At 55.7% G+C, this 15,694-nt stretch carries 16 protein-coding genes; 6 read left to right on the top strand and 10 right to left on the bottom strand.

Going from position 1 to position 15,694, the window contains the following annotated elements; genetic code table 11:
- The first annotated feature begins 44 nt into the window (after positions 1 to 44).
- The 4 genes from pstC to phoU all read left to right on the top strand — a co-directional run bounded on the left by pstC (position 45) and on the right by phoU (position 3,516).
- Positions 45 to 1,004, top strand: coding sequence for a phosphate ABC transporter permease PstC (pstC, locus tag V6942_RS12975; RefSeq protein WP_106930132.1), 960 nt, complete (start codon positions 45 to 47; stop codon positions 1,002 to 1,004).
- Positions 1,004 to 1,894, top strand: a complete 891-nt coding sequence (gene pstA, locus V6942_RS12970; protein ID WP_106930134.1) for a phosphate ABC transporter permease PstA — start codon at positions 1,004 to 1,006, stop codon at positions 1,892 to 1,894. The genes pstC and pstA overlap by 1 nt, the downstream gene beginning before the upstream one ends.
- A gap of 109 nt (positions 1,895 to 2,003) precedes the next feature.
- The gene (pstB, locus tag V6942_RS12965; protein WP_035893601.1) at positions 2,004 to 2,777 is read left to right on the top strand and encodes a phosphate ABC transporter ATP-binding protein PstB; all 774 of its coding nucleotides are present in this window, start codon (positions 2,004 to 2,006) and stop codon (positions 2,775 to 2,777) included.
- Positions 2,778 to 2,790: 13 nt separating this feature from the next.
- Positions 2,791 to 3,516: a phosphate signaling complex protein PhoU gene (gene phoU, locus V6942_RS12960; protein WP_012907987.1), complete on the top strand. Its 726-nt coding sequence runs from the start codon at positions 2,791 to 2,793 to the stop codon at positions 3,514 to 3,516.
- Positions 3,517 to 3,629: 113 nt separating this feature from the next.
- On the opposite strand, the gene yieH is transcribed toward phoU, so the two are convergent.
- Positions 3,630 to 4,295 carry a 6-phosphogluconate phosphatase gene (gene yieH / locus V6942_RS12955; RefSeq protein WP_106930136.1) on the bottom strand — a complete coding sequence of 222 codons (666 nt, stop codon included), beginning with the start codon at positions 4,293 to 4,295 and terminating at the stop codon, positions 3,630 to 3,632.
- A 168-nt stretch (positions 4,296 to 4,463) separates the two neighbouring features.
- On the opposite strand from yieH, the gene adeP reads away from it, so the two are divergent.
- A complete protein-coding gene (adeP, locus tag V6942_RS12950; RefSeq protein WP_333501327.1) occupies positions 4,464 to 5,804 on the top strand; it encodes an adenine permease AdeP in 1,341 nt (446 codons plus the stop codon).
- Positions 5,805 to 5,848: 44 nt separating this feature from the next.
- On the opposite strand, the gene V6942_RS12945 is transcribed toward adeP, so the two are convergent.
- From V6942_RS12945 to rpmH, 9 genes are all read right to left on the bottom strand, one after another.
- Positions 5,849 to 6,415 carry an NADPH-dependent FMN reductase gene (locus V6942_RS12945; RefSeq protein WP_106930142.1) on the bottom strand — a complete coding sequence of 189 codons (567 nt, stop codon included), beginning with the start codon at positions 6,413 to 6,415 and terminating at the stop codon, positions 5,849 to 5,851.
- A gap of 39 nt (positions 6,416 to 6,454) precedes the next feature.
- Positions 6,455 to 7,204: a 4'-phosphopantetheinyl transferase family protein gene (locus V6942_RS12940; RefSeq protein WP_106930144.1), complete on the bottom strand. Its 750-nt coding sequence runs from the start codon at positions 7,202 to 7,204 to the stop codon at positions 6,455 to 6,457.
- A 157-nt stretch (positions 7,205 to 7,361) separates the two neighbouring features.
- Positions 7,362 to 8,321 carry an HTH-type transcriptional regulator YidZ gene (gene yidZ, locus V6942_RS12935; RefSeq protein ID WP_182929750.1) on the bottom strand — a complete coding sequence of 320 codons (960 nt, stop codon included), beginning with the start codon at positions 8,319 to 8,321 and terminating at the stop codon, positions 7,362 to 7,364.
- Complete coding sequence (locus tag V6942_RS12930) at positions 8,290 to 9,471, bottom strand: MFS transporter (protein WP_106930150.1); 1,182 nt, start codon at positions 9,469 to 9,471, stop codon at positions 8,290 to 8,292. Before V6942_RS12930 ends, yidZ begins: the two co-directional genes overlap by 32 nt.
- Before the next feature lie 180 nt (positions 9,472 to 9,651).
- Positions 9,652 to 11,016, bottom strand: coding sequence for a tRNA uridine-5-carboxymethylaminomethyl(34) synthesis GTPase MnmE (mnmE, locus tag V6942_RS12925; RefSeq protein WP_182929751.1), 1,365 nt, complete (start codon positions 11,014 to 11,016; stop codon positions 9,652 to 9,654).
- Positions 11,017 to 11,131: 115 nt separating this feature from the next.
- Complete coding sequence (gene yidC / locus V6942_RS12920; protein ID WP_106930155.1) at positions 11,132 to 12,778, bottom strand: membrane protein insertase YidC; 1,647 nt, start codon at positions 12,776 to 12,778, stop codon at positions 11,132 to 11,134.
- A gap of 2 nt (positions 12,779 to 12,780) precedes the next feature.
- Positions 12,781 to 13,038, bottom strand: a complete 258-nt coding sequence (gene yidD, locus V6942_RS12915) for a membrane protein insertion efficiency factor YidD (RefSeq protein ID WP_106930158.1) — start codon at positions 13,036 to 13,038, stop codon at positions 12,781 to 12,783.
- The gene (rnpA, locus tag V6942_RS12910) at positions 13,002 to 13,361 is read right to left on the bottom strand and encodes a ribonuclease P protein component (RefSeq protein WP_106930161.1); all 360 of its coding nucleotides are present in this window, start codon (positions 13,359 to 13,361) and stop codon (positions 13,002 to 13,004) included. Before rnpA ends, yidD begins: the two co-directional genes overlap by 37 nt.
- 17 nt (positions 13,362 to 13,378) lie before the next feature.
- Positions 13,379 to 13,519: a 50S ribosomal protein L34 gene (gene rpmH, locus V6942_RS12905; protein ID WP_003849659.1), complete on the bottom strand. Its 141-nt coding sequence runs from the start codon at positions 13,517 to 13,519 to the stop codon at positions 13,379 to 13,381.
- A 776-nt stretch (positions 13,520 to 14,295) separates the two neighbouring features.
- On the opposite strand from rpmH, the gene dnaA reads away from it, so the two are divergent.
- Complete coding sequence (gene dnaA / locus V6942_RS12900; protein WP_163447642.1) at positions 14,296 to 15,693, top strand: chromosomal replication initiator protein DnaA; 1,398 nt, start codon at positions 14,296 to 14,298, stop codon at positions 15,691 to 15,693.
- The last annotated feature ends 1 nt before the right edge of the window (position 15,694 follow it).

Raw genomic sequence — 15,694 nt, 5'->3', positions numbered from 1 at the left:
AGCTGTCAGCGTCGTGGCGGATTTTAAACTGGAAAGAGTGATTTATGGCTGCAACTAAGCCTGCTTTTAACCCACCGGGTAAAAAGGGTGACATGATATTCAGCGCGCTGGTAAGACTGGCTGCGCTGATTGTGCTATTGATGTTGGGCGGGATTATCGTTTCTCTGATCATCTCCTCCTGGCCCAGTATGGAGAAGTTCGGCTTCGCCTTCCTGTGGACCAAAGAGTGGGATGCGCCTAACGACATTTACGGCGCGCTGGTGCCGATTTACGGTACGCTCGTGACCTCCTTTATCGCGCTGCTGATCGCCGTTCCGGTGAGTTTCGGTATCGCACTCTTCCTGACCGAACTGGCGCCAAACTGGCTCAAACGCCCGTTAGGTATCGCCATTGAGCTGCTGGCGGCCATCCCCAGTATCGTGTACGGCATGTGGGGCCTGTTTATCTTCGCGCCGCTGTTCGCGACCTACTTCCAGGAGCCGGTCGGCAATATTCTTTCTAACATCCCGTTTGTCGGCGCGCTGTTCTCCGGCCCGGCGTTTGGTATCGGTATCCTCGCGGCCGGGGTTATCCTCGCCATCATGATCATCCCGTATATCTCTGCCGTGATGCGTGATGTGTTCGAGCAAACCCCGGTGATGATGAAAGAGTCGGCCTACGGCATCGGCTGCACCACCTGGGAGGTTATCTGGCGTATCGTTCTGCCATTCACTAAAAACGGGGTGATAGGCGGCGTCATGCTCGGCCTGGGCCGCGCGCTGGGTGAAACGATGGCGGTGACCTTTATCATCGGCAACACCTACCAGCTCGATAGCGCCTCGCTGTATATGCCAGGCAACAGCATTACCTCCGCGCTGGCGAACGAATTCGCCGAAGCGGAATCTGGCCTGCACGTGTCTGCGCTGATGGAACTGGGCCTGATCCTGTTTGCGATTACCTTTATCGTACTGGCCGCATCGAAGTTCATGATCATGCGCCTCGCGAAGAATGAGGGGGCACGCTAATGGCTACGCTGGAAATGCAAAACACCGCTGCGCTGGCAGAGTCCCGTCGCAAAATGCAGGCCAGACGCCGCATGAAGAACCGCATTGCGCTGACGCTCTCTATGGCCACCATGATCTTCGGCCTGTTCTGGCTGGTGTGGATCCTGATGGCGACCATCACCCGCGGGATCGATGGCATGTCGCTGGCGCTGTTTACCGAAATGACGCCGCCGCCAAACACCGCCGGCGGCGGTCTGGCTAACGCCCTCGCGGGCAGCGGCCTGCTGATTCTGTGGGCCACCGTGTTTGGTACCCCGCTGGGTATTATGGCGGGCATTTACCTGGCCGAGTACGGGCGTAAGTCCTGGCTTGCCGAGGTTATCCGCTTTATTAACGACATTCTGCTTTCCGCTCCGTCGATCGTTGTGGGCCTGTTTGTCTACACCATCGTCGTGGCGCAGATGCAGCACTTCTCCGGCTGGGCGGGCGTGATTGCGCTGGCGCTGTTACAGGTGCCGATCGTCATTCGTACCACCGAAAACATGCTGAAGCTGGTGCCGGATAGCCTGCGTGAGGCCGCGTATGCGCTGGGTACGCCGAAATGGAAGATGATCTCCGCCATTACGCTAAAAGCGTCTATCTCCGGGATCATGACCGGTATCCTGCTGGCGATTGCGCGCATTGCTGGTGAAACGGCACCGCTGCTGTTTACCGCGCTCTCGAACCAGTTCTGGAGCACCGACATGATGCAGCCCATCGCCAACCTGCCGGTCACCATTTTTAAATTTGCTATGAGCCCGTTTGCTGAGTGGCAGCAGCTGGCCTGGGCCGGGGTGCTGATTATCACGCTGTGCGTCCTGCTGCTGAACATTCTGGCGCGCGTCATTTTCGCGAAGAAGAAACACGGTTAAGTTTATTGCCTTGCCGGATGGCGGCGTAAACGCCTTATCCGGCCTACGAATGACATAGATGTAGGCCTGAAAGCTGCGCGCCATCAGGCATGATGAGGAAGAGATTGAGATGAGTATGGTTAACACGACACCGGGTAAGATTTCAGTACGTGACCTGAACTTCTACTACGGCAAATTCCATGCCCTGAAGAACATCAACCTGGATATCGCCAAAAACCAGGTGACGGCGTTTATCGGACCGTCGGGCTGCGGCAAATCAACGCTGCTGCGTACCTTCAACAAAATGTTTGAGCTTTACCCGGAGCAGCGTGCGGAAGGTGAAATTCTGCTGGATGGTGACAACATTCTCACCAACACCCAGGATATCGCCCTGCTGCGCGCCAAGGTCGGCATGGTTTTCCAGAAGCCGACGCCGTTCCCGATGTCTATCTACGACAACATTGCCTTCGGCGTACGCCTGTTTGAAAAGCTGTCGCGCACCGATATGGACGAGCGCGTGCAGTGGGCCTTGACCAAGGCCGCATTATGGAATGAAACCAAAGATAAACTGCACCAGAGCGGGTACTCTCTTTCCGGTGGTCAGCAGCAGCGTCTGTGCATCGCGCGCGGTATCGCCATTCGCCCGGAAGTGCTGTTGCTGGATGAGCCGTGTTCCGCGCTCGACCCGATCTCCACCGGGCGTATCGAGGAGCTTATCACCGAGCTGAAAGAGGATTACACCGTCGTGATCGTGACCCACAACATGCAGCAGGCTGCACGTTGCTCCGACCACACGGCATTTATGTATCTGGGCGAGTTGATTGAGTTCAGCAACACGGACGATCTGTTCACCAAGCCTGCGAAGAAACAAACTGAAGACTACATTACTGGCCGCTACGGTTGATCGGGAGAGAACTGTGGACAATTTAAATCTTAATAAACATATTTCCGGCCAGTTCAACGCAGAACTGGAAAGCATCCGCACCCAGGTCATGACCATGGGCGGCATGGTTGAGCAGCAGCTTTCTGATGCTATTACCGCGATGCACAACCAGGATAGCGAGCTGGCGAAGCGCGTTATCGACGGCGACAAGCACGTCAACATGATGGAAGTGGCGATTGATGAAGCCTGTGTGCGTATCATCGCTAAACGCCAGCCTACGGCGAGCGACCTGCGTCTGGTGATGGCGATTATCAAAACCATCGCCGAGCTGGAACGTATTGGCGATGTGGCGGACAAAATCTGTCGCACCGCGCTGGAGAAATTTTCCCAGCAACACCAGCCGCTGCTGGTCAGCCTGGAGTCGCTGGGCCGTCACACCGTGCAGATGCTGCACGATGTGCTGGATGCGTTCGCGCGTATGGATCTTGATGAAGCGGTACGTATCTACCGTGAAGACAAGAAAGTGGACCAGGAATATGAAGGCATTGTGCGTCAGCTGATGACCTACATGATGGAAGACTCACGGACGATCCCAAGCGTGCTGACCGCGCTGTTCTGCGCACGCTCCATCGAGCGTATCGGCGACCGCTGCCAGAATATCTGTGAATACATCTTCTACTTCGTGAAGGGGCAGGATTTCCGCCACGTGGGCGGCGATGAGCTGGACAAGCTGCTGGCGGGGAAAGATCCTAAGGAATAAGCGGCCGCCGGGAGCACCCGGCGCCGCTGTTGTAGGCCGGATAAGGCGTTACGCCGCCATCCGGCATTCTGCGTAATGCTGCATGATGGCGCTTCGCTTATCAGGCCTACGGTTTAACCGACAATATTCCACCCGCGCGCTTTCCACAGCGCAGGCAGTTCCGCGAGATCGGTAAACGTCGTCACCTTTGGATGGTTAATCGGTTTGTTGTGCGGGTCGGCGCAGAAGTAGAACACCTCCATGCCTGCATCAATGCCCGACTGGGCGCCAGCAGAGGAGTCATCTACCAGAATACAGTGCTCAACGTTGACGTTCATCGCCTTTGCCGCGTGGAACATCAGGGCCGGATCGGGCTTCCAGCGCTGGATATCGTAGCCGCTGAACAGCTTTTCCGGGAAATGATGCAACATGCCCAGCTTACCCAGCGAGTGCTGCATTTTACTGACCGGGCCGTTAGAGACCACACACATCGGTACGCTTACCGCATCCAACAGCGCGTTGGCGCCGGCAATCACCTCCAGCTCGGTGTCGAAGAGGCGTGCGACCTCGGCGCGATAAACCGGCTCCAGATCCGCTTTCGCCAGGTTAACCCCGTGCTCTGCGTTGATGATATCGATGATCTCGTAGAGCTTTACGCCCTTAAAACGTTTAAAAATCTCTTCCAGATCGAGCGTGATGCCAAATGTTTTGAACATATGGACGTAGGCCCGTGAACAGATCACTTCGCTGTCGACCAGCGTACCGTCACAGTCGAAAAAAACCGCTTCAACTCCGGACATGTCATTTCCTTTTTAACAAGTTTAACGTTTACCTGATGCTGAATTGAGAGACGCAATCGTTGCCGTATAAGCAAAACCAATGAAAAAAAATATCTCACAACCGCGCCTATTGTCGCATTTTGGTATAGGATAGCGACGAATTTTCCTCCCTTTCTGCGGAAATAGATAATGAGTCAACAACACACCACCCCGGCAACTTCCGGTCAGGGGATACTGGAGCGCGTGTTTAAACTGCGCGAGCATGGCACAACGGCACGCACCGAAGTGATCGCCGGTTTCACTACCTTCCTGACGATGGTCTACATCGTTTTCGTAAACCCGCAAATTCTTGGCGTTGCCGGCATGGATACCAGCGCGGTGTTCGTGACCACCTGCCTGATTGCGGCGCTGGGCAGTATCCTGATGGGCGTATTTGCTAACCTGCCGGTCGCGCTGGCGCCAGCGATGGGCCTGAACGCCTTCTTCGCCTTCGTGGTGGTGCAGGCCATGGGGCTGCCTTGGCAAGTCGGTATGGGTGCTATCTTCTGGGGCGCCATTGGCCTGCTGCTGTTGACCATTTTCCGCGTCCGCTACTGGATGATTGCCAATATTCCGGTCAGCCTGCGCGTGGGGATCACCAGCGGTATCGGCCTGTTTATCGGCATGATGGGGCTGAAAAACGCCGGCGTCATCGTCGCAAACCCGGACACGCTGGTTTCCATCGGTAACCTGACCTCGCACAGCGTCCTGCTGGGCGTGCTGGGCTTCTTTATCATTGCGATTCTGGCGTCGCGCAATATCCACGCGGCGGTGCTGGTGTCTATCGTAGTCACCACTCTGCTGGGCTGGATGCTGGGCGATGTGCACTACAGCGGCATCGTCTCTGCGCCACCGAGCATCACCTCCGTGGTGGGCCACGTTGATCTGGCCGGGTCGTTTAACCTGGGACTGGCGGGCGTCATCTTCTCCTTTATGCTGGTTAACCTGTTCGACTCCTCCGGTACCCTGATTGGCGTAACGGATAAAGCCGGGCTGGCCGATGCGAAAGGTAAGTTCCCGCGTATGAAGCAGGCGCTGTTCGTCGATAGCGTGTCCTCCGTTGCCGGTTCCTTTATTGGTACTTCTTCCGTCACCGCGTACATTGAATCCTCCTCTGGCGTCTCCGTGGGCGGCCGTACAGGGCTGACGGCAGTGGTTGTGGGTATTCTGTTCCTGCTGGTGATTTTCCTGTCGCCGCTGGCAGGCATGGTACCGGGCTACGCTGCTGCGGGTGCGCTGATCTACGTTGGGGTGCTGATGACCTCCAGCCTGGCGCGCGTGAAGTGGGATGATCTGACCGAAGCCGTTCCGGCGTTTATTACCGCCGTGATGATGCCGTTCAGTTTCTCAATTACCGAAGGGATTGCACTGGGCTTTATCTCTTACTGCGTGATGAAAATCGGTACCGGTCGTTTCCGCGACCTCAGCCCGTGCGTGATTGTTGTCGCGCTGCTGTTTGTACTGAAGATTGTGTTTATTGACGCACACTGATGAAGTGAACCCTCACCCCATCGGGGTGAGGGTTTTTAAAGAACTTACGCTTTTACGCGCTGAATATACTCGCCAAACGCGGTCAACTGACCGGCCAGATGATCTAATGTACCTTGCTCGATCACTTCACCCAGCTGCGGGTCGACTTTGTTCTGAATCACGCCACCCATAAACTCCGGCTTGTTCATCACCATCGCATCCAGGAACACCAGAATCTGGCGCAGGTGATACTGACAGCGTGCGCCGCCGATAGCGCCCATCGAACTGGTCTGAATCAGTACCGGTTTACCGGACAGTGGCTGGTCCGGCATACGGGACAGCCAGTCGATAGCGTTCTTCAGCCCACCCGGGACGGAATAGTTGTATTCGGGCGTCACGATAACGACGCCGTCGGCCTGACGAATTTGCTCAGCCAGCGCCTCAACGCTCTGAGGGAACCCTTCTTCTTGCTGGAGATCGGCATCGTACAGTGGGATATCGCCGATGGACGGCAGTGCTTCAACGCTCATGCCCGCCGGGGCGATTTTCGGCAGGGTGCGTGCCACCATACCGTTAAATGAACCTTTGCGCAGGCTTCCCAATAACGTAACTACTTTCAACGCTTCAGACATGATTACTCCTTTGCATCATGAGGCTGTTTCCCAGCCGAATCAGTTGAGTATAAGCGCTTTCTCTGCCGGAAGGCTCGTGAATCTCATCAACCGCGCGGCCGGTTCGTTGGCCCGCGCCTGAGCGTCGGGCAGGCTGCGCCAGCCGTACTTACCGTCAAACTCCCATACCTTCAATTTTTCAATCGAGGGTGAGGCAGACAGCGACCACACCAGAATATCTTCTGCATCGCATATCGCTTCGAGCTGCTCGGTATGCGCGGCGCGCAGGCGGCCGGAGCCGGGCAGCAGCTGGAGCATTTGTGGGGAGTCGCGGTGAACGTCGCCGGTCATTTTCAGCACGCTCTGGCGCAGCGTAATCAGCTGTGCACGCGCTTCATGCGGGTCGTTCTGGTTGTTGATCCACAGATTTTCATTACTGGTAAAGCGGTAGTTTTCCATTATTGTGGCCTGCGGCGTGTTACGCAGCACGCGCAGCAGTTCCATATCCAGGCCGCAGCGGCCTTCGGTCGTTAGCGCTACGCCGACAATATTACCCGCATAGGAAATGGAAAAATCAGGCAGGTGGCTATCCTTAAAGTGCGGCTTGCCCTCATCAGGCGTGACAATTTCCGGTAATTCACTGATGCCATACAGCATAAACAGCAGCTCGGCTAACAGCGCGCGTGAAGCCAGGTAACGCGTGCGGCGGTGTGCCGGTAGCTGGCGTGCGATGTTATGGCTGGTGGATGATAGCCGAACCGACAGTAGATGCCCGTCCTTAAGGATCCCTCTTGCAAAGTGCGTCGCCATTTTTCGCTCCGTGATTAATGGACAGTGGTTTATAGGAGAGTAACATTTACGCTAGTTATGATCAGGTTTTACTGCCTAAAAATGCGATTGAAAAGGGGTATTACGAGACTTTTACACTTTCCCCTAACTGAAATGGACTATTTTTACGAATAACTCATCAGGAAACACCGAGATATAAGGCTTTAAGCGTTTCACGCAGCCAGATAATTTTCGGGTTGTGACTATTTCGTTTATGCCAGAGCAGGGTGAACGGCACCAGCAGCTTATCTTGCTGTGCGGCGTCGAATGGCAGGGGGCGAGCGACCAACGGCAGCTGGTGAAGTTGATTGTAATACTGACAGTAGCGCGGCGCGGTCGCCAGCATGGTGTGATCCGGCTGAGCGGCCATAAACAGCGACTGCTCGAACCCCGGCAGGCTGAGGGCAATATTGCGCTCGCGGCCCATCTCTTGCAGGACATCGTCCAGCGCCCAGGTGTCGCTTTGCTCCCAGCAAATACTGATGTGGGGATAGCGCAGAAACGTCTCCAGGTTCCACTCTTCCTGCAGCGCCGGATGATCCTCACGCAGCCACACCCACGGAAGATCGGTGAATAGCACTTCGTAATCGATCGACAGCGGCAGCAGGCTTAGCAGCTCGCGGGATCGCGGATGGCTCTCGCGCCCGGTAAAACCGATGTCGACCTCACCGCGGATGATGGCGTCCAGTGAATCGTAGTCCCAGTTGCGGACTTTGATCGTGGCCTGTGGATAACGTTGATAGATCTGTTGTGACAGGGCGTTGAACAGGATCATGATCAGCGGCGATTCGGCCACCAGATCGAACTTCAGCCCACGCGGCGTTTCATGATGCGGCTTATCGAGCAGCTGGTTGGCCATCTGCATCCACTCCGCCAGGCTTTGCTCCATGCTAAACATCAGCGGCGTCGGCGTCAGCCCCAGCGGTGTGTTCACAAACAACGGATCGTCAAACCAGGCGCGCAGCTTCGCCAGAGATTTACTCACCGCCGACGGCGTGACGTTCATCCGTTTGGCGGTTTTGGTAACGCTGCGCTCCTGCATCAGGAGCTGCAGGCAAAGCAGAAGGTTAAGATCGAGGCTGGTGAGCGGTTTCTTCATGTGCAGACGCGGACCGGTTAGGAGCAACTGAAATAATCAGCATGATGCTCACTATGCTACAGCCAATCAGTATCCCGATCAGCATATTCAGCGCGTCGAAGCCAAGGATAGCCGCCAGCCAAATCCACAGCGATGAGCCGCACACCTGCGCAATCCCCAGCGCCGAGCTGGCGACGCCCGCGCGCAGGGAGAACGGGCCTAGCGCCTGGCTCATCGCCACGCCAAATCCCACCGAGAAACCGGCACAGATTAAGGTCAGCCCGAAGAGGGTGAACGCGTGGGTTGTCGCGAGAATTAAGACGATACCCGCGGCCAGGAATAACGTCTGTGAAGTGAGCATCAGCGTACGGGGTTTAAACAGACTCAGGGCGAACGGGGTAGAGAAGGAGACCGCCATGCTGATGCCTGCGGTCATCGCCATGGTGGTGGCGTATTCGCCGCGGTCGAAGCCCATCACTTCCATCAGCAGCACCGGAGAGGTGTTTACGAAGGTGAGGATCACCGACACGCTGAGGGTGGTTATCGCCAGGCGACTCAGGAAAAAGCGATTTAGCAGCGATTCGGCAGCGTGATGCTGCTGCGTCGAGGCCGTCAGAGCCGCTGGACGCGATTCTCGCAGGATAAATACCGACAGCAGGCAAACGACCACGCCCATGCCGATCATCGTGTAGAACAGGCTCTGCCACGGGTATTTGAGCATAATCAGGTGCCCCATGACCGGCGCCAGTACCGGCACGATACAGGTAATCCCGTTGAGCAACGACAGCACTTTAGCCCGACGGCGGTCGTCAAGCGTATCGCGCAGAATCGCGAAAGCCACCACGTAGCAGCAGCCCGCGCCGATGCCCTGAATAAAGCGGCCGACGAGAAACGGCGTGCCGCTTTCTGCCAGTGAGCAGAGAGCGGAGGCTGCGATGTAAATCAACGCGCCGACAATCGCGACCGGCTTACGTCCTGATTGGTCGGCAACTTTACCGGCAAACAACATGGCGGTGGCCATGCCGGCCAGATAGACCGAGAAGGCGATATGCAGCTGCGCTTCGCTGGCCTGTAAATCGGCCGCAATGCGGGGCAACCCGACCAGATACATATCGATACCGGCGGGATAAAGCAAAACTAAGGCAAAACTGCACAGAAGAAAGCGTGTCATAGCGACCTCACGGGAAATGTGGCGCTAAGCATACGGGGAGAGCGGTGATGTCACGAGTTGCCATTTGGGCAACAGTGATTTCCTGCTGGGAAATCACTTGTCGCCGGAGGGCGGCCTTGCCTTATCCGGCCAACGGGGCCTGTAGGCCCGGTAAGCATCGCGCCACCGGGCAACACACCGTTATTTACCGATACAGAAGCTGGAGAAAATCCGCCCTAGCAGGTCGTCGGAGGTAAATTCCCCGGTGATCTCACTGAGATTCTGCTGTGCCAGACGAAGCTCCTCTGCCAGCAATTCTCCGGCCCAGGCACCCAGAAGCTGGGCTTTACCCTGCTGTAGGTGTTCTGCGGCCTCTGAAAGTGCCTGCAGGTGACGACGGCGCGCCAGGAAACCGCCTTCCATATTGGTTTCAAAGCCCATGCTCTGCTTGAGATGGTTACGCAGCACGTCCACGCCTTCGCCGGTACGGGCGGAGAGGCGAACAAGTGAGTACTCATTCACTTCACTCAGACCCAGCGTCTCGCCGGTGATATCCGCTTTGTTACGCACCACGGTAATCGGCAGGTTTTTCGGCAGGCGGGCGATAAAGTCTGGCCAAATCTCTGCCGGGTCGGTGGCGCTGGTGGTGGTGCCGTCCACCATAAACAGTACGCGATCGGCCTGCTCAATTTCCTGCCACGCACGTTCGATACCGATACGCTCGACTTCATCGTTGGCGTCGCGCAGACCGGCGGTATCGATGATATGCAGCGGCATCCCGTCGATGTGGATATGCTCGCGCAGCACGTCGCGGGTGGTACCGGCAATATCGGTAACGATAGCCGCTTCACGTCCCGCCAGCGCGTTCAACAGGCTCGATTTCCCGGCGTTCGGGCGCCCGGCGATAACCACCTTCATCCCTTCGCGCAGCAGGCTGCCCTGGCGCGCTTCGGCGCGGACGGCGTCGAGATCGGCAATCACGGTATTAAGTTGCGCTTCGATTTTACCGTCGGAGAGGAAGTCGATCTCCTCGTCCGGGAAGTCGATGGCCGCTTCGACGTAGATGCGCAGGTGAGTAAGTGCTTCCACAAGGTGATTTACGCGGGTGGAAAATGCACCTTGCAGCGAGTTCAGCGCGGAGCGTGCGGCCTGCTCGGAGCTGGCGTCGATGAGGTCGGCAATGGCTTCAGCCTGGGCCAGATCGAGCTTATCGTTTAAAAACGCGCGCTCGGAGAATTCGCCCGGGTTGGCGATACGCACGCCCGGCAGCGTCAGAATACGTTTGAGTAGCAGGTCGAGGATCACCGGGCCGCCGTGGCCCTGAAGCTCCAGCACATCTTCACCGGTAAAGGAATTCGGGCCTGGGAACCACAGCGCAATGCCCTGATCCAGCGCGCTGCCATCGACGTCTCTAAACGGCAGGTAGTCGGCATAGCGCGGCTTTGGCAGCTTGCCCAGCACCGCCTGCGCCACGTCGCGAGCCTTCAGGCCGGAGATGCGCAGAATGCCCACCCCACCGCGTCCCGGTGGGGTAGCCTGGGCGACGATAGTGTCGTTATGGCTCATGGTTTGTCTCAACTTTGTTGCAATAAAAAAAGGCGGTCATTCGACCGCCCTTTGATTTTCGTTCCGTTTGCCGGATGGCGGCTTCGCCTTATCCGGCCTACAACCTACAACCGAATCAGGATTTTTTCTTCTCGCGGCTATGCAGGCCACGTTTTTCCAGACCACGGTAGATCAGCTGCTGCTGAATAATGGTTACCAGGTTGCTGACGATATAGTAAACCACCAGACCTGACGGGAACCACAGGAAGAACACCGTGAAGATGACCGGCATAAAGGTCATGATCTTCTGCTGCATCGGGTCGGTCACGGTAGTCGGAGACATCTTCTGGATGAAGAACATCGTCGCGCCCATGATGATCGGCAGGATGTAGTACGGGTCCTGTGCGGACAAGTCGTGGATCCACAGGATAAACGGCGCATGACGCAGTTCAACTGAGGCGCTCAGCATGTAGTACAGCGCAAGGAAGATTGGCATCTGAATAATCAGCGGGAAGCAGCCACCCAGTGGGTTAACTTTTTCCGCTTTATACAGGGCCATCATTTCCTGGCTCTGACGCTGTTTGTCATCGCCCAGACGCTCACGCATTGCCTGAATCTTCGGCTGCAGCATACGCATCTTCGCCATGGAGGTGTACTGCGCTTTGGTCAGCGGGTACATGATGCCACGAACGATAAAGGTGATAACGATGATGGAGAAGCCCCAGTTACCCAGGAAGCTATGGATCCATTTCAGCAGTTTGAACAGCGGCTGAGAGATGAACCACAGCCAGCCGTAGTCGACGGTCAGATCCAGGTGCGGCGCAACGGCGGCCATTTTGTCCTGAATTGCCGGGCCAACCCACAGGGTGCTCTGCAGTTTATCTGCCTGGCCTGGCTGTACCAGAACCGGCTGAGATTTGTAGCCAATCGCCACTACGCCGTTACCGAGGTTAGCGGTGTAGAAGTTATTGGTACCGTTGTTCTGCGGAACCCATGCAGTCGTGAAGTACTGCTGCAGCATGGCAACCCAACCGTTTTTGGTGTTGGTGTTCAGGTTCTCGTTATCAACGATGGTATCGAATTTATATTTTTCGTACTTAGAGTCAGACGTTGAATACGCTGCGCCACGGAAGGTGTGCATGGTAGACAGGCCGCCGGTCTGCGTATCACGCGCAGTAGGCAGGGCCGCAGTCTGCTTCAGCTGACCGAAGGTAGACACTTCCAGCGGTTTCTCGCCGGCGTTCTTCACGTCGTAGCCAACGTTCACCGCATAATCACCGCGTTTCAGGGTGAAAGTTTTGGTGAAGACGTTGCCTGCTTTATCGGTATAGGTCAGCGGAACGACGATTTCGTTCTGGCCATCGGCCAGTACAAACGCATCTTTATCGACGTTATACAGCGGACGCGGGCCATTAGCCGGGTTGTCCGGGCCGTCACGACCGGTTAAGCCGCTCTGTGCCTGATAGACAAACTGAGGAGTGGTTTCCAGTAACTGGAACGGTTCGTCAGACTTCAGCGTTTTTGGGTACGCCGGAAGCAGCGCTTGCTCAATATCACCACCGCGGGTGTTGATAGTCAGCTCAAGCACGTCAGTTTTAACCGTAATCAGTTTTCCTTGGCCACTGGCCGGTACGCCCTGGTCGGCGGCGCTACCCGCTGCTGTGGTCGTAGTCTGCGTGGTCTGCTGCTGGGTCTGAGGATTGTGGTCCTGTTCCCAAGCTTGCCAGATCATGAAAGACACGAACAACAAAGCGATGATAAGAAGATTGCGTTGCGAATCCATCGTTAGTGTTCTCTGGTATCAAATGGTCCGGGCGGGACGGGATCGTCACCACCAGGGTGTAAAGGGTGGCATTTTAATACGCGTTTCACTGTCAACCAACTGCCTTTTATCACTCCAAACCTGCGCAATGCCTCAATTCCGTATTGAGAACAGGTTGGGGTGAAACGGCAATGCGGCCCGAGTAGCGGACTAATCAGGCGCTGATAGACCCGAATCAGGCCTATCAGGAGCCGCGAGAAAGGCGACAGTGACGGCGCCATAATTTTTCCAACGCTTCCGAGAGAGCACGGTTATCGAGGTCGGCAACCCCTTTCTTCGCCACCACCACGAAATCCATTGGCGGGAGTTCATGCTGACGCAAACGGAAGCTTTCACGCGTCAGACGTTTAATCCGATTGCGTTCATGTGCGCGTTTAACGTTTTTCTTGGCGACGGTAAGACCGATACGGGGATGCCCCAGCGAATTCAGGCGGCCGAGGATGGTGATTTGCGGCGTGCCAGCCCGTTGTGGCTGCTGGAAGACGAATGTGAAATGATTGGGAGTTAACAAGCGTAACTCCCTGGGAAATGCTAGCTTAACCACTCGAGGGGTTAGCTTTATTACTTAGAAACGGTCAGACGAGAACGGCCTTTAGCACGACGACGTGCCAGAACCTGACGACCATTTTTAGTAGCCATACGAGCACGGAAGCCGTGAGAACGGTTGCGCTTCAGTACAGACGGTTGAAAAGTGCGTTTCATGGCGATTTCTACCTAAACTTGAATAAATTCAATGGCTTTATTGGATATCCGACCGAAAATTGAACGACGGACGCCGAAGCCATGGGTGATTAAAGAGGCCGGATTGTAATAATTGTACACTCCGGAGTCAATTCTCTTTCCTTATTTACCGCGTAAAAAACCGCGTTCGACCGCCGTTTTTTGCCCGGTAAATGAGCAGCGTCCCTCACCGAAATTCGAGCAGTACACGCCGGGTGGGGGATTATACGGGCTGCCCGTTAAAGCGCAAGGATCATCCTGGATCTTTGTTAGATCATTTAAGCAGAAATTTGTCGCTAGTCATTAATTTTTCCAATATGCGAAGGAAATCGTGCCTTCTCCTTGCCGGGATCGTTTACACTTAGCGCTTCTGGATCCACCCTGTGGATAAATCGGGAAGAATCTGTGAGAAACAGAAGATCTCTGGCGCAGTTTACGCTATGATCCTCGGCCCGATCGCGATCGGTGGATCGTAACAGGGGAAAATAACCGCGTTATTTCAGCAGAATGTCTGAAAGAGGCCGTTGAAAACCGCAGATAGCGGTTCGCACGTCACCCGCTTGCATCGGGTCTTTTCGACGTGTGCCAAAAATCACGAATTTTTAATCTTATACACAGCATCGTTCGGGCTGCATTTGCGCAGCGGCTGAATGAATCCCCGCCAGCATTCTGTTTTTCTGGTGGCAGGATCGTCAGAGGGTCGCCTACAGGCTTGCCTGAGGATGATGTGTATCGACTTTTTTCGAGTGGAGTCCGCCGTGTCACTTTCGCTTTGGCAGCAATGTCTTGCCCGATTGCAGGATGAGTTACCAGCCACAGAATTCAGCATGTGGATCCGCCCGTTGCAGGCGGAACTGAGCGATAACACGCTGGCCCTGTATGCGCCAAATCGTTTTGTGCTTGATTGGGTGAGAGATAAATACCTCAATAACATCAACGGCCTGTTGAATGATTTCTGCGGTGCGGATGCCCCGCAGCTGCGTTTTGAGGTGGGCACCAAGCCGGTAACCCAAACGCTAAGAGAAACGGCGAACGTCAGCGCCCCGGCGCAAACGGCACAGGTGCACGCCCCGCGCGTTGCGCCAGCCCCGCGCGCCGGCTGGGACAACGTTCCGGCACCCGCTGAGCCTTCTTACCGATCCAACGTCAACGTTAAACATACCTTTGACAACTTCGTCGAAGGTAAATCGAACCAGCTTGCCCGCGCAGCGGCACGCCAGGTGGCGGATAACCCAGGCGGTGCCTACAACCCGCTGTTCCTGTACGGCGGTACGGGTTTAGGTAAAACGCACCTGCTGCACGCGGTGGGTAACGGCATTATCGCCCGCAAACCGAACGCCAAAGTGGTGTATATGCACTCCGAGCGCTTTGTCCAGGACATGGTAAAAGCCCTGCAAAACAATGCGATCGAAGAGTTTAAACGCTATTACCGTTCCGTTGATGCGCTGCTGATCGATGACATCCAATTCTTTGCCAATAAAGAGCGTTCGCAGGAAGAGTTTTTCCACACCTTCAACGCCCTGCTGGAAGGTAATCAACAGATTATCCTCACCTCGGATCGCTATCCGAAAGAGATCAACGGCGTTGAAGATCGTCTGAAATCCCGCTTTGGCTGGGGTCTGACGGTCGCCATCGAGCCGCCTGAGCTTGAGACCCGCGTCGCTATCCTGATGAAAAAAGCCGACGAAAACGACATTCGTCTGCCCGGTGAGGTGGCGTTCTTTATCGCCAAGCGTCTACGCTCTAACGTGCGTGAGCTGGAAGGCGCACTGAACCGCGTTATCGCCAACGCCAACTTTACCGGCCGGGCGATCACCATCGATTTCGTGCGTGAAGCGCTGCGCGATCTGCTGGCGTTGCAGGAAAAGCTGGTCACCATCGACAATATTCAGAAGACGGTGGCGGAGTATTACAAGATTAAAGTGGCGGATCTGCTCTCCAAGCGACGCTCTCGCTCGGTAGCACGTCCGCGTCAGATGGCGATGGCGTTGGCGAAAGAGCTCACCAACCACAGTCTGCCGGAGATTGGCGATGCGTTTGGTGGCCGTGACCATACCACCGTGCTGCACGCCTGCCGTAAGATTGAGCAGCTGCGTGAAGAAAGCCACGATATCAAAGAAGATTTTTCCAATTTAATCAGAACACTGTCGTCGTGAT

This window comes from Kluyvera genomosp. 2 (assembly GCF_036759865.1).
Taxonomy (GTDB): Bacteria; Pseudomonadota; Gammaproteobacteria; order Enterobacterales; family Enterobacteriaceae; genus Kluyvera; species Kluyvera ascorbata_B.
Note: the sequence above shows the minus strand (reverse complement) of the source record. Positions and strands in the feature narration are given on the sequence as shown.

What these genes read in the sequence shown, in the direction of transcription:
- yidZ (WP_182929750.1), bottom strand. Translation starts at nt 8,321, where the DNA reads ATGAAGAAACCGCTCACCAGCCTCGATCTTAACCTTCTGCTTTGCCTG.
- pstB (WP_035893601.1), top strand. Translation starts at nt 2,004, where the DNA reads ATGAGTATGGTTAACACGACACCGGGTAAGATTTCAGTACGTGACCTG.
- V6942_RS12940 (WP_106930144.1), bottom strand. Translation starts at nt 7,204, where the DNA reads ATGGCGACGCACTTTGCAAGAGGGATCCTTAAGGACGGGCATCTACTG.
- adeP (WP_333501327.1), top strand. Translation starts at nt 4,464, where the DNA reads ATGAGTCAACAACACACCACCCCGGCAACTTCCGGTCAGGGGATACTG.
- pstA (WP_106930134.1), top strand. Translation starts at nt 1,004, where the DNA reads ATGGCTACGCTGGAAATGCAAAACACCGCTGCGCTGGCAGAGTCCCGT.
- mnmE (WP_182929751.1), bottom strand. Translation starts at nt 11,016, where the DNA reads ATGAGCCATAACGACACTATCGTCGCCCAGGCTACCCCACCGGGACGC.
- yidD (WP_106930158.1), bottom strand. Translation starts at nt 13,038, where the DNA reads ATGGCGCCGTCACTGTCGCCTTTCTCGCGGCTCCTGATAGGCCTGATT.
- pstC (WP_106930132.1), top strand. Translation starts at nt 45, where the DNA reads ATGGCTGCAACTAAGCCTGCTTTTAACCCACCGGGTAAAAAGGGTGAC.
- V6942_RS12945 (WP_106930142.1), bottom strand. Translation starts at nt 6,415, where the DNA reads ATGTCTGAAGCGTTGAAAGTAGTTACGTTATTGGGAAGCCTGCGCAAA.
- rpmH (WP_003849659.1), bottom strand. Translation starts at nt 13,519, where the DNA reads ATGAAACGCACTTTTCAACCGTCTGTACTGAAGCGCAACCGTTCTCAC.
- V6942_RS12930 (WP_106930150.1), bottom strand. Translation starts at nt 9,471, where the DNA reads ATGACACGCTTTCTTCTGTGCAGTTTTGCCTTAGTTTTGCTTTATCCC.
- yidC (WP_106930155.1), bottom strand. Translation starts at nt 12,778, where the DNA reads ATGGATTCGCAACGCAATCTTCTTATCATCGCTTTGTTGTTCGTGTCT.
- yieH (WP_106930136.1), bottom strand. Translation starts at nt 4,295, where the DNA reads ATGTCCGGAGTTGAAGCGGTTTTTTTCGACTGTGACGGTACGCTGGTC.